Annotated in this window: 14 protein-coding genes; 5 read left to right on the plus strand and 9 right to left on the minus strand. The window is 50.7% G+C overall.

All coding sequences use genetic code 11. The features are described 5' to 3' along the window. Positions 1 to 121: 121 nt before the first annotated feature. The 7 genes from Q0499_RS12290 to Q0499_RS12320 form a co-directional block, all read right to left on the minus strand. Entirely contained in the window at positions 122 to 1069 is a 948-nt protein-coding gene (locus tag Q0499_RS12290; protein ID WP_299199776.1) for a porin, read from the minus strand. 472 nt (positions 1070 to 1541) lie between these two features. Then, positions 1542 to 5465 carry an ATP-dependent RNA helicase HrpA gene (gene hrpA / locus Q0499_RS12295; RefSeq protein WP_299199777.1) on the minus strand — a complete coding sequence of 1308 codons (3924 nt, stop codon included), beginning with the start codon at positions 5463 to 5465 and terminating at the stop codon, positions 1542 to 1544. A gap of 33 nt (positions 5466 to 5498) precedes the next feature. Continuing rightward, positions 5499 to 6293 (minus strand): class II glutamine amidotransferase, encoded by a 795-nt coding sequence (locus Q0499_RS12300; protein ID WP_299199779.1) that lies wholly within the window; start codon positions 6291 to 6293, stop codon positions 5499 to 5501. A 3-nt stretch (positions 6294 to 6296) separates the two neighbouring features. Beyond that, a complete protein-coding gene (locus Q0499_RS12305) occupies positions 6297 to 6758 on the minus strand; it encodes a polymer-forming cytoskeletal protein (protein ID WP_299199781.1) in 462 nt (153 codons plus the stop codon). Next, positions 6698 to 7657, minus strand: a complete 960-nt coding sequence (locus tag Q0499_RS12310; RefSeq protein WP_299199783.1) for a peptidoglycan DD-metalloendopeptidase family protein — start codon at positions 7655 to 7657, stop codon at positions 6698 to 6700. Before Q0499_RS12310 ends, Q0499_RS12305 begins: the two co-directional genes overlap by 61 nt. A 129-nt stretch (positions 7658 to 7786) precedes the next feature. Then, positions 7787 to 8536 carry a TIGR00266 family protein gene (locus Q0499_RS12315; RefSeq protein WP_299199785.1) on the minus strand — a complete coding sequence of 250 codons (750 nt, stop codon included), beginning with the start codon at positions 8534 to 8536 and terminating at the stop codon, positions 7787 to 7789. A 30-nt stretch (positions 8537 to 8566) separates the two neighbouring features. Then, positions 8567 to 9508, minus strand: a complete 942-nt coding sequence (locus Q0499_RS12320) for an AEC family transporter (protein WP_299199788.1) — start codon at positions 9506 to 9508, stop codon at positions 8567 to 8569. Between the two features lie 161 nt (positions 9509 to 9669). On the opposite strand from Q0499_RS12320, the gene Q0499_RS12325 reads away from it, so the two are divergent. Together Q0499_RS12325 and Q0499_RS12330 are read left to right on the plus strand one after the other, a co-directional pair. Then, positions 9670 to 10854, plus strand: a complete 1185-nt coding sequence (locus Q0499_RS12325; RefSeq protein WP_299199790.1) for an acetyl-CoA C-acyltransferase family protein — start codon at positions 9670 to 9672, stop codon at positions 10852 to 10854. Positions 10855 to 11051: 197 nt separating this feature from the next. After that, a complete protein-coding gene (locus Q0499_RS12330) occupies positions 11052 to 14024 on the plus strand; it encodes an L-glutamate gamma-semialdehyde dehydrogenase (RefSeq protein ID WP_299199792.1) in 2973 nt (990 codons plus the stop codon). Positions 14025 to 14059: 35 nt separating this feature from the next. On the opposite strand, the gene ppnN is transcribed toward Q0499_RS12330, so the two are convergent. Together ppnN and cobB are read right to left on the minus strand one after the other, a co-directional pair. Beyond that, a complete protein-coding gene (ppnN, locus tag Q0499_RS12335) occupies positions 14060 to 15442 on the minus strand; it encodes a nucleotide 5'-monophosphate nucleosidase PpnN (protein WP_299199794.1) in 1383 nt (460 codons plus the stop codon). Positions 15443 to 15610: 168 nt separating this feature from the next. Beyond that, the gene (cobB, locus tag Q0499_RS12340) at positions 15611 to 16321 is read right to left on the minus strand and encodes a Sir2 family NAD+-dependent deacetylase (RefSeq protein ID WP_299199796.1); all 711 of its coding nucleotides are present in this window, start codon (positions 16319 to 16321) and stop codon (positions 15611 to 15613) included. A 132-nt stretch (positions 16322 to 16453) separates the two neighbouring features. Between cobB and Q0499_RS12345 the strand changes: the two genes are divergently transcribed. The 3 genes from Q0499_RS12345 (at position 16454) to Q0499_RS12355 (ending at position 20528) form a co-directional block, all read left to right on the plus strand. Next, the gene (locus tag Q0499_RS12345) at positions 16454 to 17839 is read left to right on the plus strand and encodes a PhoH family protein (protein ID WP_299199798.1); all 1386 of its coding nucleotides are present in this window, start codon (positions 16454 to 16456) and stop codon (positions 17837 to 17839) included. 85 nt (positions 17840 to 17924) lie between these two features. After that, complete coding sequence (yidD, locus tag Q0499_RS12350) at positions 17925 to 18194, plus strand: membrane protein insertion efficiency factor YidD (RefSeq protein WP_299200201.1); 270 nt, start codon at positions 17925 to 17927, stop codon at positions 18192 to 18194. 93 nt (positions 18195 to 18287) lie between these two features. Next, positions 18288 to 20528, plus strand: coding sequence for a hypothetical protein (locus Q0499_RS12355; protein WP_299199800.1), 2241 nt, complete (start codon positions 18288 to 18290; stop codon positions 20526 to 20528). Positions 20529 to 20564: the final 36 nt, after the last annotated feature.

Consider the following 20564-nt stretch of genomic DNA (forward strand, 5'->3'; position numbering starts at 1 on the left):
TCTTAAAAAGCAGAGAATAAAAGAAGCAGGTATAAAGAAGAGTATTTCAGAAGGGATAAAACGCAGACAAACAAAAAGGGCCCCGAAGGACCCTTTTCTAAAGTGTAATCTTTAAGAAAGATTAGAACTTAACAGTGTAACCTACAGACATGATTTTATCTTCGTCAGCAGCAAGATCAGCGCTCAGGTCAGTATATTCGAAGTCCAGGTAAGCTTGCGCACCCAGATTGTATACAGCGAACAGACCATACTGATTGTCAATTGAAGAAGAATCGAAATCGTAATCGAAGTAGTTAGCGCCCAGAGTCAGGTCACCAATTTTCTGATCAACACGCAGACCTACAACTTTATCTTCTGTAGTACCATCAGCGTTGTCACGCTTAGCGTAAGACAGGCCGATAGTAGTCATGTCGATTGAGTACTGACCACCGATTTGAGCCAGAGACAGACTGTCAGCACCAGCAACATAAGTATCAGTGAATGACCAGTAAGAAGCAGCAACAGTCAGACCACCAGCAGCGAAGCTACCACCGATCAATTTACCGTCAACATTGTCCTGAGCGTCGTTTCCTTCGCCTTCAGCAACGATAGCAGCATAACCAGTGAAACCACCCATGCCAGGAGTAACATAAGCGATTGCAGAACCCAGGTGATCAGGGTTCAAGTCGTGTGGCAGCAGTTCAGAATTGTTACCAGTGAAGCCAACGATCTGCTCAGCAGGGTTAGCGATACGACCGATCAGAGCAGTACCCCAATCGCCAGTCGCGCCAACATATGCTTTACGAACAACAGCATTAGTAGCGGAAGTGTCTGCAGTAGCAGAGTTAGAGCTAGTTGGGTTTTCTGGGTTAACTTCAAGCTCTAAGTTGAACAGAGCTTTAGAACCACCAGCGATATCAGAATCACCTTTAACACCAACACGGAAGTCGTCAGACTGTACTTCCAGGTCAGCATTTTCAGCATCAACAACACGCATTTCGAACTTGCCGTACAGAGTAGCATCTGCTTGAGCAACCATTGGAGCAGTCAGAGCACCAGCAACAGCCAGAGCGATAATTGACTTTTTCATTAACATTTCCCCTTCAATATTTAACGTACTAGTAGTTAAACTTAATTTAGTTAAACTTTATTATTTCTTACTTCACCTCGCGTCATCAACTACGCTCAGCTAACAAGAAAATACTATAATTCAGAATTATTTCAATCCTATGAAAGAAATAATTTCTGAAAGATTATATCTATACAGGACTGACTACTATCACAGCCCTAAATATTTTTTATCTGCAATCCGGCTAGTAACGTTCATTTTAACCGTTTCAACCAGCTCATTATAGGCTATAAACCGTTTAAAACCGAGGTTTCATAGCCGCTTTCAAATAAATTTGACGCATTACAGCATAGCTACCGGATGTTCGCAACCATTTGTTCTGGTTTTTTAAGCAGTTAAGGCGCTTCTACCGTAATTCTGTTCGCAATAACTGATACAGATCAAAAACCACATGCAAATCACGGGCTACAACCCCAAAAAGCACGCTGAAAACCTATCGATCTATCTGCTGCCACAGCTGTTTCAGGCGTTTCTCTGAAACGGTTGTTCGGGTGCCAAGCTGTTGAGCAAACAACGATATGCGGTACTCTTCTATCATCCAGCGATACTCATCGAGTGCGTCACTGTAACGATTATGCTTATTATCCAGCTCCAGCTGCCCCCGATATTGCCGAACCAACTGTTGTAACTGTTCACTCAGCAGTCGCTGACGTGGCAGCTCTCGCTGATATTTCTCCAGCCGCAACGCGATGCCTTTAAGGTATCTCGGGTATTCCGACAACTGCTGGCACGGCACCTCAAGCATAAAGCCGTTATAGACCAATGCTTCCAGCTGCTGACGGATATCGTTGAGGATGGTAACGGCCTGAAGATTAACGGAACCTGAAAGCTGTTTCTGTATGCGGTGATACTGCTTAGCAATATCCCCCAGCAACACCGCCCGCTGCTCTGCCTGCTGACAGTACTCACTGCGATAACGGTTTAACCGATCAGTGAATACTTTTTCTGATCGAATCGTTTCATCTTCACTCAGGAAGGTTGTCACCGCTGCACTGAACAAGCATTGCTCATGCAGCTGATTACGATTTTGGACTTTAGCCAGAAGCATAGCCGTTTGCTGAAATCCCGGCAGTCGGTTTTTCACGAAGCGAACCTGCTCATTCAGCTGCAGTATAAACAAGCGAGCTAATCCCAGACGATTCTGTCTGGCTGCCATCGCCCGGTCTTCAAATACTTTCAGCTCAACGCTATCACCGCAATCCTGCAACCCGGGGTATACCTCCAGCTCAAGGCCTCCAGCTTGTTTCAGCTTAATCTGTTCAGGCAGGTCGCCAAAGTCCCAAGAGGTTATCCCTTTTCGTCCCCAGCTTTCGGAAGGACCTTTGGTCAGCGCCTGCCGGGCCTGTTTACCAAAACTCTGTTGCAACGCGGTCAGTACCCGCCCTTCCGCAACGGTATTACCTTTGTCCGCGGTCAGCCGGATATTCACCCGGTAATGATCATCAAGAGCAACCGCATCCAGATCTTCGCGGGTAATGCGAACCCCGGTCATCCGTTTCAGGTGCAGCGCCAGCGCCTCATTCAACGAACCCTGCGCAAACACGGCAGCCTCAACAAACGCATCCACATAATCCGGGATCGGCACAAAGTTTTTGCGCAGCGTTTTAGGCAGCCCTCTCAACAAAGCGATACACTTCTCTTTTAGCATCCCGGGAACAAGCCATTCGAGACGCTCTTCCGGTATTTGATTCAGCAACACCAGCGGGGTCTGAAGCGTTACACCATCATCCTTAGCGCCCGGCTCAAAGTGATAGCTAAGTTTCAATTTTGCCCCGTTAAGCATTAGCTGCTCGGGATAGCTGCTACGGGTAACGTGGTCAGCCGATCGCTGCAGGAGATCCTCTTCCTGCATAAACAAAACCTGTGGATTCTGCAGTTCAACCTCTTTGCGCCACTGTTCGAAGCCAGCACCGTTAACAACTGCACCACCATTGTGTTGCTCTAACCTGGAGGCATAAAACTCAGCCAGGGTATCTTCATCCACCAGCAGATCGCGTCGCCGGGTCTTGGCTTCGAGATTTTCGATGGAATCGAGCAGGTTGCGGTTATGACTGAAGAATTCACCCTGAGTGGAAAACTGCCCTTCCACTAACGCACTGCGAATAAAGATCTGCTGACTAACTTTGGGGTCAATCCTACCGTAATGCACCGTGCGCCCTGGCACGATAATCAAGCCGTAGAGGGTTACCTGTTCCTGCGCTACCACCTGAGCCTTTTTCTTTTCCCAGTGGGGTTCGAGATAACTGCGTTTGACCAGATGCCCGGCCATCGATTCGGCCCAGAGCGGGTCGATACGGGCGATCATGCGGGCATACAGCCGACTGGTTTCGACCAGTTCTGCCGCCATGATCCATTTAGGGGCTTTCTTATACAACATGGACCCAGGAAAGATACTAAAGCGACGATTACGTGCGCCCAGATACTCTTTATTCTCCTGTTTAAAACCCATATTACCGAGCAAACCGGCCAACAGAGACTTATGCAGTGAGTCATAACTTGCGGGTTGGGCGTTTTCTTTGTAATCCAGATTGCGACAAATCAGATGCAGCTGGCGATGTACATCGCGCCATTCGCGCATCCGCATATAGGAGAGAAACTGTTTCTGGCAGTATTTACGCAACTGATTCTGGGTCAACTCCTGGCGCTGTTCCTCATAGAGATTCCAGAGGTTAACCAGCGTCACGAAGTCTGACTCTTCATCGGCATATTCACGATGTTTCTGATCCGCCGCCTGCTGCTTATCCATCGGACGTTCGCGCGGGTCCTGCACGCTCAGGGCACTGGCAATCACAATCATCTCTGATAAACAGTTATTATCCACCGCGGCCAGTAGCATCCGGCCAATTTTTGGATCCACCGGTAAACGGCTCAGTTGCCGTCCGCATTTTGTCAGGTTGCGTTTTTCATCAACCGCCCCGAGTTCCTGCAGCAGATTAAAGCCATCACTGATAAATCGGGAATCGGGCGGGTCGATAAATGGAAACTGATCAATCGCGCCAAGCCGCAGATTAAGCATCTGCAGTATAACGGCGGCCAGATTCGTACGGCGAATCTCGGCGTCGGTAAACTCCGGGCGAGCATTAAAATCCTCCTCGGAATAGAGACGGATACAGATACCTTCCGCTACCCGGCCACAGCGCCCTTTACGCTGATTGGCGCTGGCCTGGGATACCGGTTCAACCGGCAGACGCTGCACCTTTGAGCGGTAACTGTAGCGACTGATACGTGCCAGACCGGGATCGATCACATAGCGTATTCCCGGAACTGTGAGCGATGTTTCCGCCACGTTGGTCGAGAGGACTATTCTGCGTCCGGTTCCCCGGGCGGATGAGAATATTTTGTTCTGCTCTGCGACACTGAGACGAGCATACAACGGCATCACTTCGATATGCTTCAGGCGCCCCTGCTTGGAGGCTTTACGCAAATACTCGGCAGTTTCGCGGATCTCCCGCTCACCACTGAGAAACACCAGAATATCACCGGCACCGGTGATGCCTTTTTTGCGCTCCAGCCGGATCAGCTCTTCAGTGGCACAGACGATCCCTTCAGGAACACTTTTTTCACTGTCGTCATCCATATCCTCTAACGGACGATAGTGCAGTTCAACCGGAAAGGTCCGACCGGATACTTCGATCACCGGGGCATTGTTGAAGTGTTGTGAAAAGCGCTCAAGATCAATGGTTGCCGAGGTGATAATCACTTTCAGATCCGGACGCTTCGGCAGAATCCGGTGCAGATAGCCCAGCAGGAAGTCGATATTCAGACTGCGCTCGTGGGCCTCATCGATAATCAAAACCTCGTAGCGGTTCAGATACAGATCGTTCTGGGTTTCAGCCAGCAGGATACCATCCGTCATCAGCTTGACCATGGTGTTATCGGCAACCTGCTCGGTGAATCGCACCTGATAGCCAACGGTACTGCCCAACGAGGTTTGCAACTCTTCGGCTATGCGGTTAGCAACCGTTCTGGCAGCCAGCCTGCGGGGTTGAGTATGACCGATCAGACCGACCCGTCCAAGTCCCAGCTCGAGACAAATCTTCGGTATCTGGGTGGTTTTTCCCGATCCGGTTTCACCGGCAATCACCACCACCTGATGTTCACAGATCGCTTTGGCAATTTCCTCCCGGCGGCCACTGACCGGCAGATCCGGATAGTGTACAGGCTGAGTATACTGTCGTCTGGCGACACTCTCTTCAGAACGCAGCAGCAGCGTCTCTACCTCATCCTGTAACCGATCAGAGGGTTTACGCTCTTTCAGACGTCGCTGTAATAGCTGGATTTTTTTCCGTAAGGAAAATCGGTCGGCAATCAGACAGTTATCCAGCCGGGAATAGAGTTGCTTAATAGTGGCAGTCAAAGTGGAGTTATCAGTTTTAAAAGATGGTTTAAATCAGGCGTGACCAAAGCACCGGCTGAGGGGCTGTTGAACGCCTTCACGAAAAACGATCAGCTCACCGGTTTGCAGTTTACGCCAGTGCTCATTCTTAGTCAGCGGTTCAGTGGTGATCACCGTTACTATATCGTTGGGTGTAGTCTGTTTGCAAAAGTCTACGGTCAGTTCTTCATCGGTGAGTCTGGCCCGACCAAACGGCGCCCGGCGGGTAATCCATGACAACTTGGTCGAGCAGTATGCTAACAGATATTCCGATTCCGTCATTAACATATTGAACACCCCCAGCTCTCTTAACTGATCAGAGCAGCAGTGGATCAGCTCAATCACTTCAGAGAAATTATCAGGCCGCTGGGGAAACCGCTCTCTCACCTGACCCAGCAGCCAGCAGAAAGCGTATTCGCTGTCGGTGGTACCCACTGGACGGTAGTAGTTTAGCGGCAGATCAAACAGTCGGGGATCCAGCTGGCCATTATGAGCAAAGGTCCAGTGATAGCCCCAGAGTTCACGGGTAAACGGATGGGTGTTTTCCAGGCAGATACTGCCGACATTAGCCTGACGAATATGGCTGATAACGGTTTTACTTTTGATAGGATGATTTTTAATCAGCTGTGCTATTTCCGACTGACAGCTGGGCGCCGGATCATGAAAAACCTGCAAGCCCTTGCCCACATAAAAAGCGATACCCCAACCATCTTTGTGAGGCCCTGTTTCACCACCGCGTTGCATCAGCCCGCTGAAGCTAAAGCAAATATCGGTCGGGACATTGGCACTCATGCCAAGCAGTTCACACATCGCTTATGCAGATTCCTTTTCCGCTTTAATCGTTACTTTGTCAGGCAGAGAGTCGATCGCATCAATGCCAGATTCCATCTGAGGCGCATGTTCTAACACACCGACCTCTTTCATCCGCCGCTCACCAATAAAGTTACCTTCCGGGTGAATGGCCATAATTTTACTGATGACGGTTGCCACGACTTTACCACCGCGATCAATCTCTAGCTGATCGCAGACAACCTCACCCTCTAGCAAGCCGCATACGGTAATCTGATTCGCTTTTACCACCCCGTGTACATGGCCACTTTTACCAATAGAGATGTTATCCAGCGAGGAAATATTACCCTCAAATGTACCATCAATATGCATCCGTCCGATGATACTCATATCACCGCTGAACTTATTGCCCTCAGCAATAATGGTTATTGCTGAGCTGTTTGCAACGCCTGATTTAGCGGGTACATTTTTTGTAAAGAAGCCCATTTCACACCTTTTACTTCTGAAAACAGTGAATCGAAATTACTTATATTCCACGCCACAAAAGGCGCCGGATCAATCGGTCTGAACAGATAACGAACTTCATAATGCAGATGAGGGCCGGTAGAGGTGCCGGAATTACCTGTCAGACCGATCAACTGCCCCTTACTGACAAATGTGCCGCTGCTAACTTTCACATTACTCAGATGTGCGTAATACGTTTTAAACCCCAGCGCGTGCTGCAATATGATCAGCTTACCAAAACCGCTCGCTTTGTGATTGCCTGCATATTCCACAGCGCCATCAGCCGTTGCGTATACCGGTGTTCCAATGTCAGCTTTAAAGTCTATACCGTTGTGGCTAACCCGTTTTTTGTGGATCGGATGCATCCGCATGCCAAAGCCATCTGTTATCCGCACGCCCTGTGTCGGTTCGCCATTCGGCAGAACACTGAGGAAGAACAGACGCTGGTTGGTCATCACGGTTAGCGCATCCGCCCGGTCCGAAGTCATCTTCTCAGACGGAGGCAGCCCCAGCAGGTCCTCAAGACCATAGAGACTGGCGTCCAGGGTTTCATTCAACTCACCGATACGGAGATTTTCTTCCTGCAACTGATCCCGTTCAACCTTCAGATCCTGCAGGGTAGTAGAGAGCTGGTCAAGCTGTCCTTTCTGCAGCTCTGTCGTACCCAGCGTCATCTCATACTGACTGGCTAACGAGTCGATCCCCTGCTCCAGGTTATCAAGTTCGTCAGTGGTTTTTACCAGTAACAGGTTTGAAATAAAGAAACTGCAGACCGACATCAGCAAAAAAAGGGCAAGCAGATATCTGGCCAGCTGGCCAAGAGTATACTGCCGCGATCCCTGAGCAGTTGTTAATGTAATAAGCAGCTTTTTACGCAGCATGACCGGCAAACCAAAAATTCACGACAAGAAACATCGGTGAAATATACCTTTGTTGAGGCAAAAAGTCATAAAAACGACATCAAAAACACACCATTTTATGCCTTAAGACAGTCCCCGCTACATTTCTGCTCAGCTCTCGCCCTTCTGATCTCCTCCGATAGCAGGTGCTGCTGCAATAATGCGGTCTGCAAGGCGGGAGAACGGCAGACTCTGAACCCAGACACTGCCGGTCCCGGAGAGTGTCGCCAGCCACAGACCTTCACCCCCAAGGAACATCGACTTAAGCCCTTTGACCATTTCGATGTCATATTCGATGCCCTCGCTAAAACCCACCAGACACCCGGTATCGATGCGTAACGTTTCGTTATTCAGCTCTTTTCTCACCACGGTGCCGCCCGCCTGAATAAAGGCCATGCCGTCACCTTCCAGCTTCTGCAGAATAAAGCCTTCGCCACCGAAAAAACCTGCGCCAAGCTTGCGCGAAAAAGCGACGGACAACCGTGTACCCAACGCCGCACAAAGAAAGGCATCTTTCTGACAATAGAGTCTCTCACCGGTCAGGGACATATCGATGGGTACCACCATCCCCGGATAGGGCGCGGCAAAAGCTACTTTGCGTTTCCGTCCACCAGTGTTTGAAAAGTGCGTCATAAACAGAGACTCACCGGTGATCATCCGTTTACCGGCGGAAAACAATTTTGAGAACATCCCCTGTTCAGGGTCAGCACCATCCCCCATCTTGGTTTCAAACCCGATATCCTCTTCCATATAGTTCATGGAGCCCGCTTCCGCGATCACCGTTTCACCCGGGTCGAGCTCCACTTCCAGCATCGGCATCGAATTTCCAATAATTTCGTAATCTACTTTATGACACTTCATATTGCTCTCCATAATAGCCATCCATAACAGCTACCCACCCCATTGCTTCATCAACGGCAGCAGCACTGCCAGGGTAATCAAAGACACCAGGGTTGTAACCATAATCGTTGCTGATGTCAGTGTCACCCGGGTGTTATATTGCTGCGCTAAAACAAACACCATGGCCCCGGTGGGTAGCGCTGCAAGAACTACCGCACTGGCGCCCCAGAAAGGCTCTAACGCAAATAACAATGCCAGACCGAACGTTGCCAGTGGGTGCACTACCAGCTTCACCAACGTCAGCCAGACCAGCTCAAAACTTCCGCCGCGAACCTCCAGCCCACTGAGTGATATCCCCAGCGCAAATAACGCTACCGGAGCGGCGGAAGGTGCCAGCATCTCCATCGGCGTTAAAATCATGGGTGGAAGGGTTATACCGCTGATGGATACCAGCATCCCCAGCAACGGTGCCATCATCACCGGGTTTTTAAGCAGGGCTTGAAATAGCAACGTTTTTAGTTTTGCCAGCACACCACCCTCACTGTTCTGCAACTCTGACATCAGCGCCAGCACCAGGATAAAAAGAAGGTTACTGGACAGCGTCGCGATGATCACCGGCAACGTCCCCTGCTCACCAAAGATAAAGTAGAAGATCGGCACCCCCATATAGACGGTATTAGCCCAGGCAGAGTTAAGGGCAACCACCGTCCAGTCCAGCGGCGACGAAAGCTGCATCCTGCGCCAGCCCAAAAACGCGACGCAGATCGCAACAACAGAACCTCCCAAATAGACTGCGATAAAATCCCATTGCAGCACCGACTCGATATCCACCGCAGCGGTCGAGGTAAACATCAAAGCAGGCACAGCGATGTAATAAACAAAGCGGTTCAGGGCCGCGGCACTGGACTCTTCCAACAAGCCAGTACGACGGCACAGCCAGCCCAAAGCCATGAGGATAAAAACAGGGATGACGATATCAAATAGCAGCTGCATCGATATTTCTCAGAAAAGGATTAAAAAAGCGAAATTGTTATAAATGTTTCACTAATTGGCTAGAGCCTTTAGTGCCGACCAGTGATAAGTTATCTCACCTGACTGCACTACATTTCAAATAATAACAATAAAAACAAACAGCTAATATATAGGACTCAACTATGAGCAAAAGAGAAGTAGTCGTACTGAGCGGCGTACGCACAGCGATTGGTGGTTTTGGTGGCAGCCTTAAGTCTCAGACGCCTTGTGACCTGGCCAGCACCTGTGTTCGCGAAGCGGTAGCCCGCTCAGGTGCAGCACCTGAAGATTTCGGTCATAGTATCTTTGGTAATGTGATTCACACAGAGCGTCGTGACATGTATCTGGGCCGGGTCGCCGCCGTCAACGGTGGTCTGCCAGTTGAAACCCCTGCCGTGACTATGAACCGCTTATGCGGTAGTGGCCTGCAGGCCATTATCTCCGCGACACAACAGATTGAGCTGGGTGTCTGCGATGCAGCCGTAGCCGGTGGCGCAGAAGTGATGAGCCAGTCGCAATACTGGATGCCAACAGCACGCTTTGGCCAGCGTATGGGGGATACAGCAATCGTGGATGCGATGGTGGGTGCACTGACCTGTCCATTTGATAACACCCATATGGGTATTACCGCGGAAAACATCGCTGAAAAATGGCAGATCAGCCGTGAAGACCAGGATGCCCTGGCCGTGATGAGCCATAACAACGCTGAACGCGCTATTACCGAGGGCCGGTTTAAAGAGCAGATCATTCCTATTGAACTGAAGTCGCGTAAAGGCGTCACCCTGTTCGATACCGATGAGCACCTGCGTTATGGCTGCACCATCGATGATATGTCTAAACTGCGTCCGGCGTTCAAGAAGGATGGCAGCGTCACCGCCGGTAACGCTTCCGGTCTGAATGATGCGGCAGCAGCTGTCACCCTGATGGCCGCTGAAACAGCTCAGGCAAAAGGTTTGAAACCGATGGCCCGGCTGGTTGGTTACAGTTTTGCCGGGGTTGAACCAAAATATATGGGTATCGGCCCGGTTCCGGCAGTACGTAAACTGCTGGCCGATAATGAGCTGTCCACAACGGATATCGATGTATGGGAGGTCAACGAAGCGTTTGCTGCTCAGGCTCTGGCGGTCTGTCGCGATCTTGAACTACCGCTGGAGAAGGTTAACATCAACGGCAGTGGTATCTCTCTGGGCCACCCTATTGGCGCAACCGGTGCCATCATTACCGTAAAAGCGCTGTACGAACTGCAACGCAGTGGCGGTCGCTACGCCGTTGTCACCATGTGTATTGGTGGCGGTCAGGGTATTGCGGCTCTGTTTGAGCGGATCTGATACGGCTCCACAAACAAAACCGACAGTATAAGCCAGAGCCCGCTGACATTGGCAGCGGGCTCTTTTATTTTCCAAATAGTAAACCGATCGCATTTAGCCTCACCATTCTGAGACACACCAGGAATAGATAGTTTCCCCTTCCATCATCCTCTGACTATTATTTGATTCAGTTAAGTTAACTAACAGCAGGATCTGTTATGTTCCCTCTCTCACTATATTTCTCTGATCAACAGGTTAAATGGAGCGTTGCGCAGCTGTGGAATAATATCCCTGCATACTACTGTGCTGATGAAGAGGAGCTGATAACCCAACTGGCTGAACTCTCGCCAAAACATAATGAGCCACCGCTACAACTGACGGACAACCCGTTCAGCGGTCACACTGTTACCCTTCAGCTTGAGAACACATTCGCTATACGGGGAGGAATACGCGATGAAGAGAGATTGGTTTTGCTGTCACTCGCCGAACACCTCCTGCATCTGCCCAATCAACAGAGTATTAGCCATCAGATAGACACACGACTCAGCACGACACACTGGCCCACCTACTTTGCCCATAACCGTGCCGATATTCAGCGAACAAGCCTCTGGCAACAGGGAATCACTGCCAAGCGAGTAACCCTGGAAACCGACGCCGCAGTGATATTCAGTGAACTGGTTGAGCGGATCGACTTTGCCATCATCCATGATGCACTGACCCAGGCCGTCAAAGCCCTCAGAGAGCAGATTATCTTCAGCCCCGATATCCATCAGGGCCTGCAACGGATGAACAACAGGTCAGACAAACTGACCTGCGACTTCAATATTTTAGGCGAGAATGCAGTCTCCGCAGAGGCCGCCCGACAGCATTTCAATCATTGTCTCGACGCGATAAAAGCGATAGCTGTGCAACACGCTGAAGAGCGCCCGACACCATCATTATCGATCAAACTATCTGCCCTGCATCCCCGCTTCGAGCCACTCAAATCTGCCAGCGTTATTGAGGAACTCACCCAAAGGATGCTGCATCTGCTGATCATTGCCCGATCTGAAAACATTTCACTGATGATCGAAGCGGAAGAGTCCAGCCGTCAGGAACTGACGCTTCAGGTGTTTGAAAAGCTATTACGTAGCGATCTCTGCCGGGGATGGGGTGGGCTGGGAATAACCGTGCAGGCTTACTCGAAACGAGCCATGCCGATCCTTGGCTGGTTAAGCTTTATAGCAGATGAGCGGCAAACCTCTATACCGGTGAGGCTGGTAAAAGGCAGTTACCGGGACGGGGATATAACACAGGCAGATATACAAGGGCTGCCCGGTTATCCGGTGTATACGCAAAAGCAGGCAACCGACCTGTCATATCAGCTGTGCGCCCGCTACCTGCTCAGCGACCATTGCCCGTTATTGGCGCCTCAATTTGCCAGTCACGACAATCCAACCATTGAACAGGTTATAGCTATCGCAGAACAGAGCAATAAAACAGTCGAACTGCAAAGACAGCAGGGCTCAGAGGAAACCCTTTTCAGCGGAGTCAGGGTTCATAACCGCCCGGTTCAGCAACGGCTTTATGCTCCCCTAGGTGAACAACCGCAACTGCCTGCCTATCTGACACGCAGGTTAGGTGAAAGTGCTGCCGACAGCGATGCCGTTATACACCAGTCAATCAGCAATAAACGCCCAACCGGTGTCATTCTGGACTCACAGTTACAGCGCCAGCGGCTGCTGGATAAAATTGCGGCTTTTGGGGATAAGCAATGGCTGGCGGCACCGCTGATCAATGGTGAGCCGGTGCGATCCCGCCCGGCTGAAATAACGGTTTCACCCTTTAACCTGAGCCTGCAAACCGGGGAACTGTTTCGCAGCACCATCGAAGATGTGCGGGAAGCCTACACTGTCACCCGGGCCGGATTTATTCGCTGGAATAAGCAACCCGTGGCTGAACGGGCGATGATTATCAACCGCTTTGCTGACCTGCTGGAACAGCATCGTGAAGAGCTGGTCGCGCTTTCTATTCGTGAAGCGGGTAAGACCCTGCGGGATGCATTGAATGAGATCCGTGAAACGGTTGATCTGTGCCATATCTACGCCGAACAGGCGGTCAGCCAGTTATCGCCACAACCGATAGTCTCGCTGGCGGGTGCAGCAGATACCCTGATTCACCAGGGCCGGGGAATCTTTATGTGTATCAGCCCCTGGAGTTTCCCCCTGGCAACCTGGACCGGTCAGGTCGTCGCAGCACTCTTGGCAGGCAACGTGGTGATCGCTAAACCCGCCAACAGCACACCACTGATCGCCTACCGTGCTGCCGAATTGCTGTTGGAGGCGGGGGTAGCCAGCGACGCCCTCGCCCTGTTACCCGGCAGCAGTGATGAGATCGATGAACCGCTGATCAAGGATTTTCGCCTCTGCGGCATCGCCTTTACCGGGTCAAATTTCAGTGCCAACATTATCGCCCGACAACTGGCACACCGGGAAAACGCGCCGACAGTGCCTTTTATTACGGCAACCGGCGGCCTGAGTGCGATGATCGTTGATAGCAGTGTACCTCCGGAACAGGTCGTCAGAGATGTCATCGAATCCGCATTCAATAGCGCCGGACAACGCTGTTCCGCACTCCGGGTGCTCTATCTGCAGGAAGATATCGCAGATCCGATTGAAACCATGCTGATTGAGGCTATCCATACGCTGAAGATTGGAGACCCCCGCGAACCGGACACCGATCTGGGACCGGTGATCGATAATCATGCGCTTCAGGCACAACATGGCCATATAGAACACTGCAGAGCCCATGGCAGACTACTGTTTGAAGGGGAGCTGAGCCATCAGCATGATACGGGCTATTTTGTCGCGCCCACTCTGATTCGTCTGCACTCCATCGATGAACTGAGTGGTGAATATTTTGGCCCGATTCTGCATATCATCCGCTATCAGAAAGATAATCCTGAGCGGATTGCGGAAGAGATCAACCGCAGCGAATATGGATTGTCACTGCACATCCACTCCTCTGACAACGAGGCCATTAACGCTCTCTGCCAGCAACTACGACCTGGCAATATCAGCATCAGACGAAACCTGAACGACAGTTTTTGCCGTTGGCCACGGTTTGCCTCATCGGGGTTGTCAGGCACCGGTCCAAAGGCCGGCGGACCTAACTATCTGCTCAGTTTTACCCAGCAAACGATGTGTAGCTGATTCGACCACAGGTAACTCATCACCGCTAAAAGGCGTCAGGCGATTTCCGCCTGCACCAGTCGATAACAGGGTGAATACTCCTCATAGTCGATCTTCATGCGTCGCTGTAATACGAAGGAGGATAACAACACATCCAGTTCATTCACCAGGGCCGGTTCGCCCCTGAGCTCAAACGGACCAAACTCTTCAATCGCACGAATGCCCGGCGCTTTTACGTTACCGGCAACGATCCCGGAGAGGGCTTTTCGCAACGTGGCGGCCAACAGGTAATCGGGCTGATCATGGTTCAGGTTAAGCCCCGCCATATTTTCATGAGTGGGTTCAAACGGCTGCTGAAACTCTGAAGGGATATACAGCTGCCAGTTAAAGTGGAACGATTCGCCGGTCGCTTTACGATAAACCGTCACCCGCTCAAGTCCCGCCTTCATCTTCACCGCTACCTCATACGGGTCACCGACCACAATCTCATAGAGAGAGGCGGCCCGCTCACCTAAAGTCGAACGGATAAACCGGTCCACCGTCTCAAAATAGGCTTCACTGCCGGCAGGACCGGTAAAGATCAGCGGGAACGGACAGGCGATGTTACGCTCATGCAGCAGGATACCCAGCATGTAGAGAATCTCTTCGGCTGTACCCGCACCGCCGGGGAACACAATGATGCCATGACCCAGGCGGACAAACGCTTCCAGCCGCTTTTCAATATCCGGCATGATGATCAGTTCGTTAACGATCGGGTTGGGTGACTCCGCGGCAATGATGCCCGGCTCCGATATACCCACATAGCGGGCATCGCTGATACGTTGCTTAGCATGGGCGATAGTGGCACCTTTCATCGGCCCCTTCATCGCACCCGGGCCACAACCGGTACAGACGCTCATGCCACGTAAGCCGAGCTCATAACCCACCTGTTTGGTGTAGATATACTCTTCCCGGCCGATCGAATGACCACCCCAGCAGACCACCAGATTGGGTTTCACATGGGGTTCTATCGCTTTGGCGTGCCTTAGAATGTGGAACACCATATTGGTAATCTGTTCACCCTCCAGCAGACCATCACAGCATTTATCCAGCTCATCGCCGACGTAGAGCAGATCCCGTAAAACAGAAAACAGATGCTCACGGATACCCTGAATAATCTCACCATCGACAAACGCGCTGGCAGGCGCATTGATCAGTTCCAGCTGCACGCCGCGGTGTTTCTGACTAACCCGGATATCGAAATTCTTATGCTTTTCCAGCACCTGCTTGGTGCTGTCCAGTTCACTGCCACAGTTAAGCACCGCCAGAGCGCACTGGCGAAAAAGTGGATATAAACCCGCCTCATTGCGGTCCTGAAGTTTTGCAACCTCGAAGGGTGAAAGTGTATCCAGACTATCCAGTGGCGTAATATTCGCGCTTACAAATTGTTCTGTCATCATGGTCTTGCCCCTCTAATCAACACCCCAGCGCAGAAACAGTTTCCGGCTGTACACAGGGCTTAGCGAGTCATTCGTTAAATCACCTGACCCGTCTAAAAAATATAAAGCTCAGGTTACAATATAGTTAAATTCTCGACAGTACACCATTAACCTGTTGATAAAAAAGAATTAACTACTGATTAAACTTTGAACAAACAGGGGCACTTCCTGGCTGGCAGGGCCATAAATATGGCGATCAAATGCCGACTGTTTCTTTGAAGGTTCAAGATTAATTTCAACCGTTTCAGCCCCTACGCTGTTAGCCACTTCAACAAAACCTGCAGCCGGATAGACATGGCCGGAAGTTCCGATTGAGATAAACAGATCACAGCGTTCCAACGCATCGTAGATCAGTTCCATCTGCAGCGGCATCTCGCCAAACCAGACGATATCCGGTCTCAGGGTTCCCACATGATCACAGCAGCCACACCGGGCGTCGGGCCCCACCGCCTGGTGATTGGTAAACACCTGACCGGACGTGGTACAGCGCAAATTCAACAGTTCACCATGCATATGGATCAGATTTTTACTGCCGGCCCGCTCATGCAGGTTATCGATATTCTGGGTCACCAGCAGCAGTTGCTGCCCGGTAAACGCCTGTTCCAACTTGGCCAGCGCCAGATGCGCAGGATTAGGGCGGATATCCGGCAGCAGCAATTGCTCCCGCCGCTGGTTATAAAACTGGTGCACCAGCTCAGGGTCACGGGCAAATGCTTCAGGGGTAGCAACATCTTCAATTCGGTGGTTTTCCCACAAACCATCCGCTGCGCGAAACGTCCTTATTCCTGATTCAGCTGATATTCCAGCACCGGTTAGAATCACAATATTCTGATACTGCACAACCCCACTCCTTAAAAATGGTGACACATGGGTTTAATCCTACGCCAACTTCTGCTTAACTAACTATACAGGCCGAAAGTTTTTTAACGGTTACTGTGTCAATATATGAGTCGGCTCGAGAAGGAAACCAGTATGAGTGCTGATAAGCTCTATATCCTCGATACCAACGTTTTACTGCACGACCCAAACTGCCTTTACGAATTTAAGGAGCAGGATGTCGCTATACCGATGACCGTCCTGGAAGAACTGGACAGCATCAAGGACCGTAAACAGAGCGTCGCTCAGGAAGCCAGACACGTCATTCGCGCGATTGATAATATCCTCAGTGCCGCCACACCATCCCAGATACTCAAAGGGGTACAGATCAAGGTTCCCGGAACCGAAGATACCACCCGACTGGGTAAACTGAGTATTTTCCCCGATCACGAACTCACCACCCGTCAGGGTTTTCTCCCTGACAATAAGAATAACGACAACCATATTATCAACTGCGCTCTGCACCTGCAGGGCAGCGACCCCCATCGCGAAATTATTCTCGTTACTAAAGATATCAACATGCGCCTTAAAGCAATGGGCGCAGGACTGCAAAAAGTAGAGGATTATCGTAAAGACCAGCTGGTGTCCGATCTGGAGCTGCTACCGTCCGGGCATTTCCATATTGAGGGTAACTTCTGGGAAAAGGTCGACAAGGTCAAAAGTTATCAGGAAGGCGCTGCCACTTATCATAAAGTCAGCCCTGATCTGCTGCCGGATACCTATCCCTGTCAGTATATCTATGATGATTCAAAAGACTTTGCCGCACGGGTGGTATCGGTTAACCATGAAGAGATCATATTGAAAGATCTCGGTTACGAAAAGCTGATGCAGCAGGAGTGCTGGGGCATCCACCCTATCAACATCTACCAGGCGTTTGCCATGCAGTCGATTCAGGACCCTGATATCGATCTCTGCCTGCTAAATGGAGCAGCGGGCTCAGGTAAAACCCTGATCGCACTGGCCTGCGCCCTGGAGATGGTGATTGAAGAGGGGCGTTTCAACAAGATTATTGTGACCCGCTCTACCCCGCCAGTGGCTGAAGATATCGGCTTCCTGCCGGGCACCGAAGAGGAGAAGATGACGCCCTGGCTCAGCTCAATCCTTGATAACCTGGAAGCGATGCATGAAGGTGATGAGCGTCCGCAGAGCAGTGTTAAATATGCGATTGAAAAGGCCAATATCCAGTTTAAATCACTTAACTTTATCCGTGGACGCAGTATTCAGAATGCAGTAGTGCTGATTGATGAGGCGCAAAACCTGACACCTCAGCAGTTAAAAACAATCCTCACCCGTTGTGGCAAGGACAGTAAGATGATCTGCTTGGGCAACCTCGCCCAGATCGACTCTAATTATCTGACCGCGCTCACCTCAGGTCTGACCTATGTGGTCGAGCGATTTAAAGGGTTTGAAGGCTCGGCAACTGTTCACCTGGAAGGGATCTTCCGTTCAAGGCTGGCAGAATACGCAGAAGAGCATCTCTGATACACTGAATATTATCGATCAAAGCCGCGTCAGTCGCGGCTTTTTCTTGTCCCACCCATCCCCACAGCGCTACACTTACGCCATGATGCTAAGACGCTGTTTTATTTTTCTCATTCGCACCTACCAATACCTGATTAGCCCGTTTCTCGGGCCGAACTGCAGGTTCTATCCAACCTGCTCAGCGTATGCAATGGAAGCGATCGAAACCCACGGAGTCCTCAAAGGCTTCTGGTTGGCTATTAAACGCATTGGCAAGTGTCATCCCGGCCACCCGGGTGGCTACGACCCGGTGCCACCGGCCTGTTGCAGTGACCATAAGCCTGGCCCGGATAATCACCCTACGCCGCCGGAATGAATTTTTGGGTAACCTTTAATTGACCTGAGAAGCTAAGCCAGCTATAGCTTAACTATCTGATTTATAAACCGAGTTGTTAGAGTAAGGATCAGGATGTTTAGCACTCTCACCGTTATTCTCACGATTACGTTGTACATGGCGGTACTTTTCGGTATCGCACAATTAGTTGAACGGCGGATAGAGACGCGCGGCAACGGCCTTAGTGGCCCCTGGGTCTACGGTCTCTCACTGGCGGTGTATCATACCTCCTGGACCTTTTATGGCAGTGTGGGGTTTGCCGCCAGCTCCGGTCTGCAGTTTCTCGGCGTCTATCTGGGCGCAATACTGGGAATCGCCTTCTGGTGGATCACCCTGCGACGAATGGTATTTGCCAAAGAAGTTTTCCGCATCACCAGCATCGCTGACTTTATCTCTACCCGTTATAACCGTTCTGAAAGCATTGCCGCGCTGGTCACCCTGATCGCACTGTTCGGTATTCTCCCCTATATCGCGCTGCAGCTGAAAGCGGTGGTTGGCTCATTCCAGCTAATTACCGATCATGAAAGTTCAACTATGGGGTGGGGTCTGTCCGGCCTGCTGATAACCCTGTTTATGATCGCCTTCACCATTATGTTCGGCATGCGTCGTTTAGACCCCACTGAGCGACATCAGGGGATGATGACCGCACTGGCCGTCGAATGTCTGGTCAAGCTGATCGCCTTTATGACGGTTGGCCTGTTTGTTAGCTTCGGTCTGTTTAATGGTTTCGATGATATTACCGAACGGTTATTTGATCAGGGTTTCGAGCGGGTCATTCAGGTCAGTGGCACCGCAAATTCAGGTGTCATGTGGCTGACACTCATCGTTCTCAGCTTTGCAGCGATTCAGAACCTGCCGCGTATGTTCCATGTCGCGGTGGTCGAAAATGCAGATCATAGACATATAAAAACAGCCATGTGGATGCTGCCGCTGTACATGATTCTGATCAACCTGTTTGTGGTACCGATTGCGGCCGGTGGTCTGCTGATGGGGCTGCCACAGGAATCAGCAGACTTCTATGTGCTGTTACTGCCACAACTGGCGGGGAATAACGCGCTGACGCTGCTGGCATTTATTGGCGGATTTTCTGCCGCTACCGGCATGATCATTGTCACCACCATGACCCTCTCGACAATGGCATCGAACCACCTGATTCTGCCTGTTCTGGAAAGAGTGCCCGCCTGTGGTTTTATTAAACCCTTCCTATTGCAGATCCGCTGGTTACTGGCCTCTCTGATTCTAATGGGCAGCTATGGCTTCGCCATCGAGTTTAGCGATTCCTATATTCTGGTGGCGATAGGGCTGATCTCATTTGTCGCAGTACTACAATTTGCTCCGGCCTTGTTAGGCGGCTTATTCTGGACCCGGGGCAACAGTGCCGGTGCTTTGTCTGGGTTACTCGCAGGCTTTCTGATGTGGATCTACACCCTGATGATCCCCGCGTTTATCAGTAATGGCTGGATCCCGGCCTCAATTCTGAAGGAGGGGTTATTTGGCTTTGCCCTGCTGCGACCCGAGGCCCTGTTCGGCTTCGACGATATCGGTTCAATCCCCCATAGCGTTTTCTGGACCCTGCTGGTCAACATCGGCTTTTATATTCTCGGCTCGCTGCTATACAGCCCACATAAAGCCGAGCGCAATCTGTCCACTGAGTTTCTCTGTGCGATGAAACCGGCATCGACTCAAAAAGCGCGACCGACCGGACTGGATCGATATATTCCGCTGGATGATAAGCTGAATGAAGCCCAGACGCTGTTAGAAAGTTATCTGAGCAAAGATAAAACCAAAGCCGCCCTGCTTCAGATTACCGAAGACCTGCAGGTCACCGGTAAGAGTCATATCGCCATTATCGAGTTACTGGAGTTTCACCGGATGCTCGAACATATACTGGCCGGTTCAATTGGTTCAGCCAGCGCCCACAAAGCGATGGAAAGCAGTATTCGCTATAACACCCGCGAAGCCGCGGATCTGAAAGCGCTATACAGCCACCTGGTTGCGGAACTTAATCAGCAGCGCCTGCCGGGACAAGAGAGTATCAATGACAATGAAACAGGCACTCATAGTTATGGTCTGATTAATAACCTGCAGAAAAAGATAAAAAAACATGAGCAGACCATCAAAATGCTGAATAAGCAGATTGCAGATCTGGAAGGCAGACTGGAAAATCGCTATCAGGAGATCTTCCGCTATCGCCTTGAAAGCCAGAAGGTGCGCCAGGAAAGCGAAGCACTCAAACTACAGATTCAAGCAGGTTTATTGATCGACAAGCCGCTTGATGCTGAAACCGAAACAGAAGAGAAACTGATAAAAGAGTAGATAAAAAAACAGCCGCATATGCGGCTGTTTCAAAAA

The organism is uncultured Amphritea sp., from assembly GCF_937127095.1.
Lineage (GTDB): Bacteria > Pseudomonadota > Gammaproteobacteria > Pseudomonadales > Balneatricaceae > Amphritea.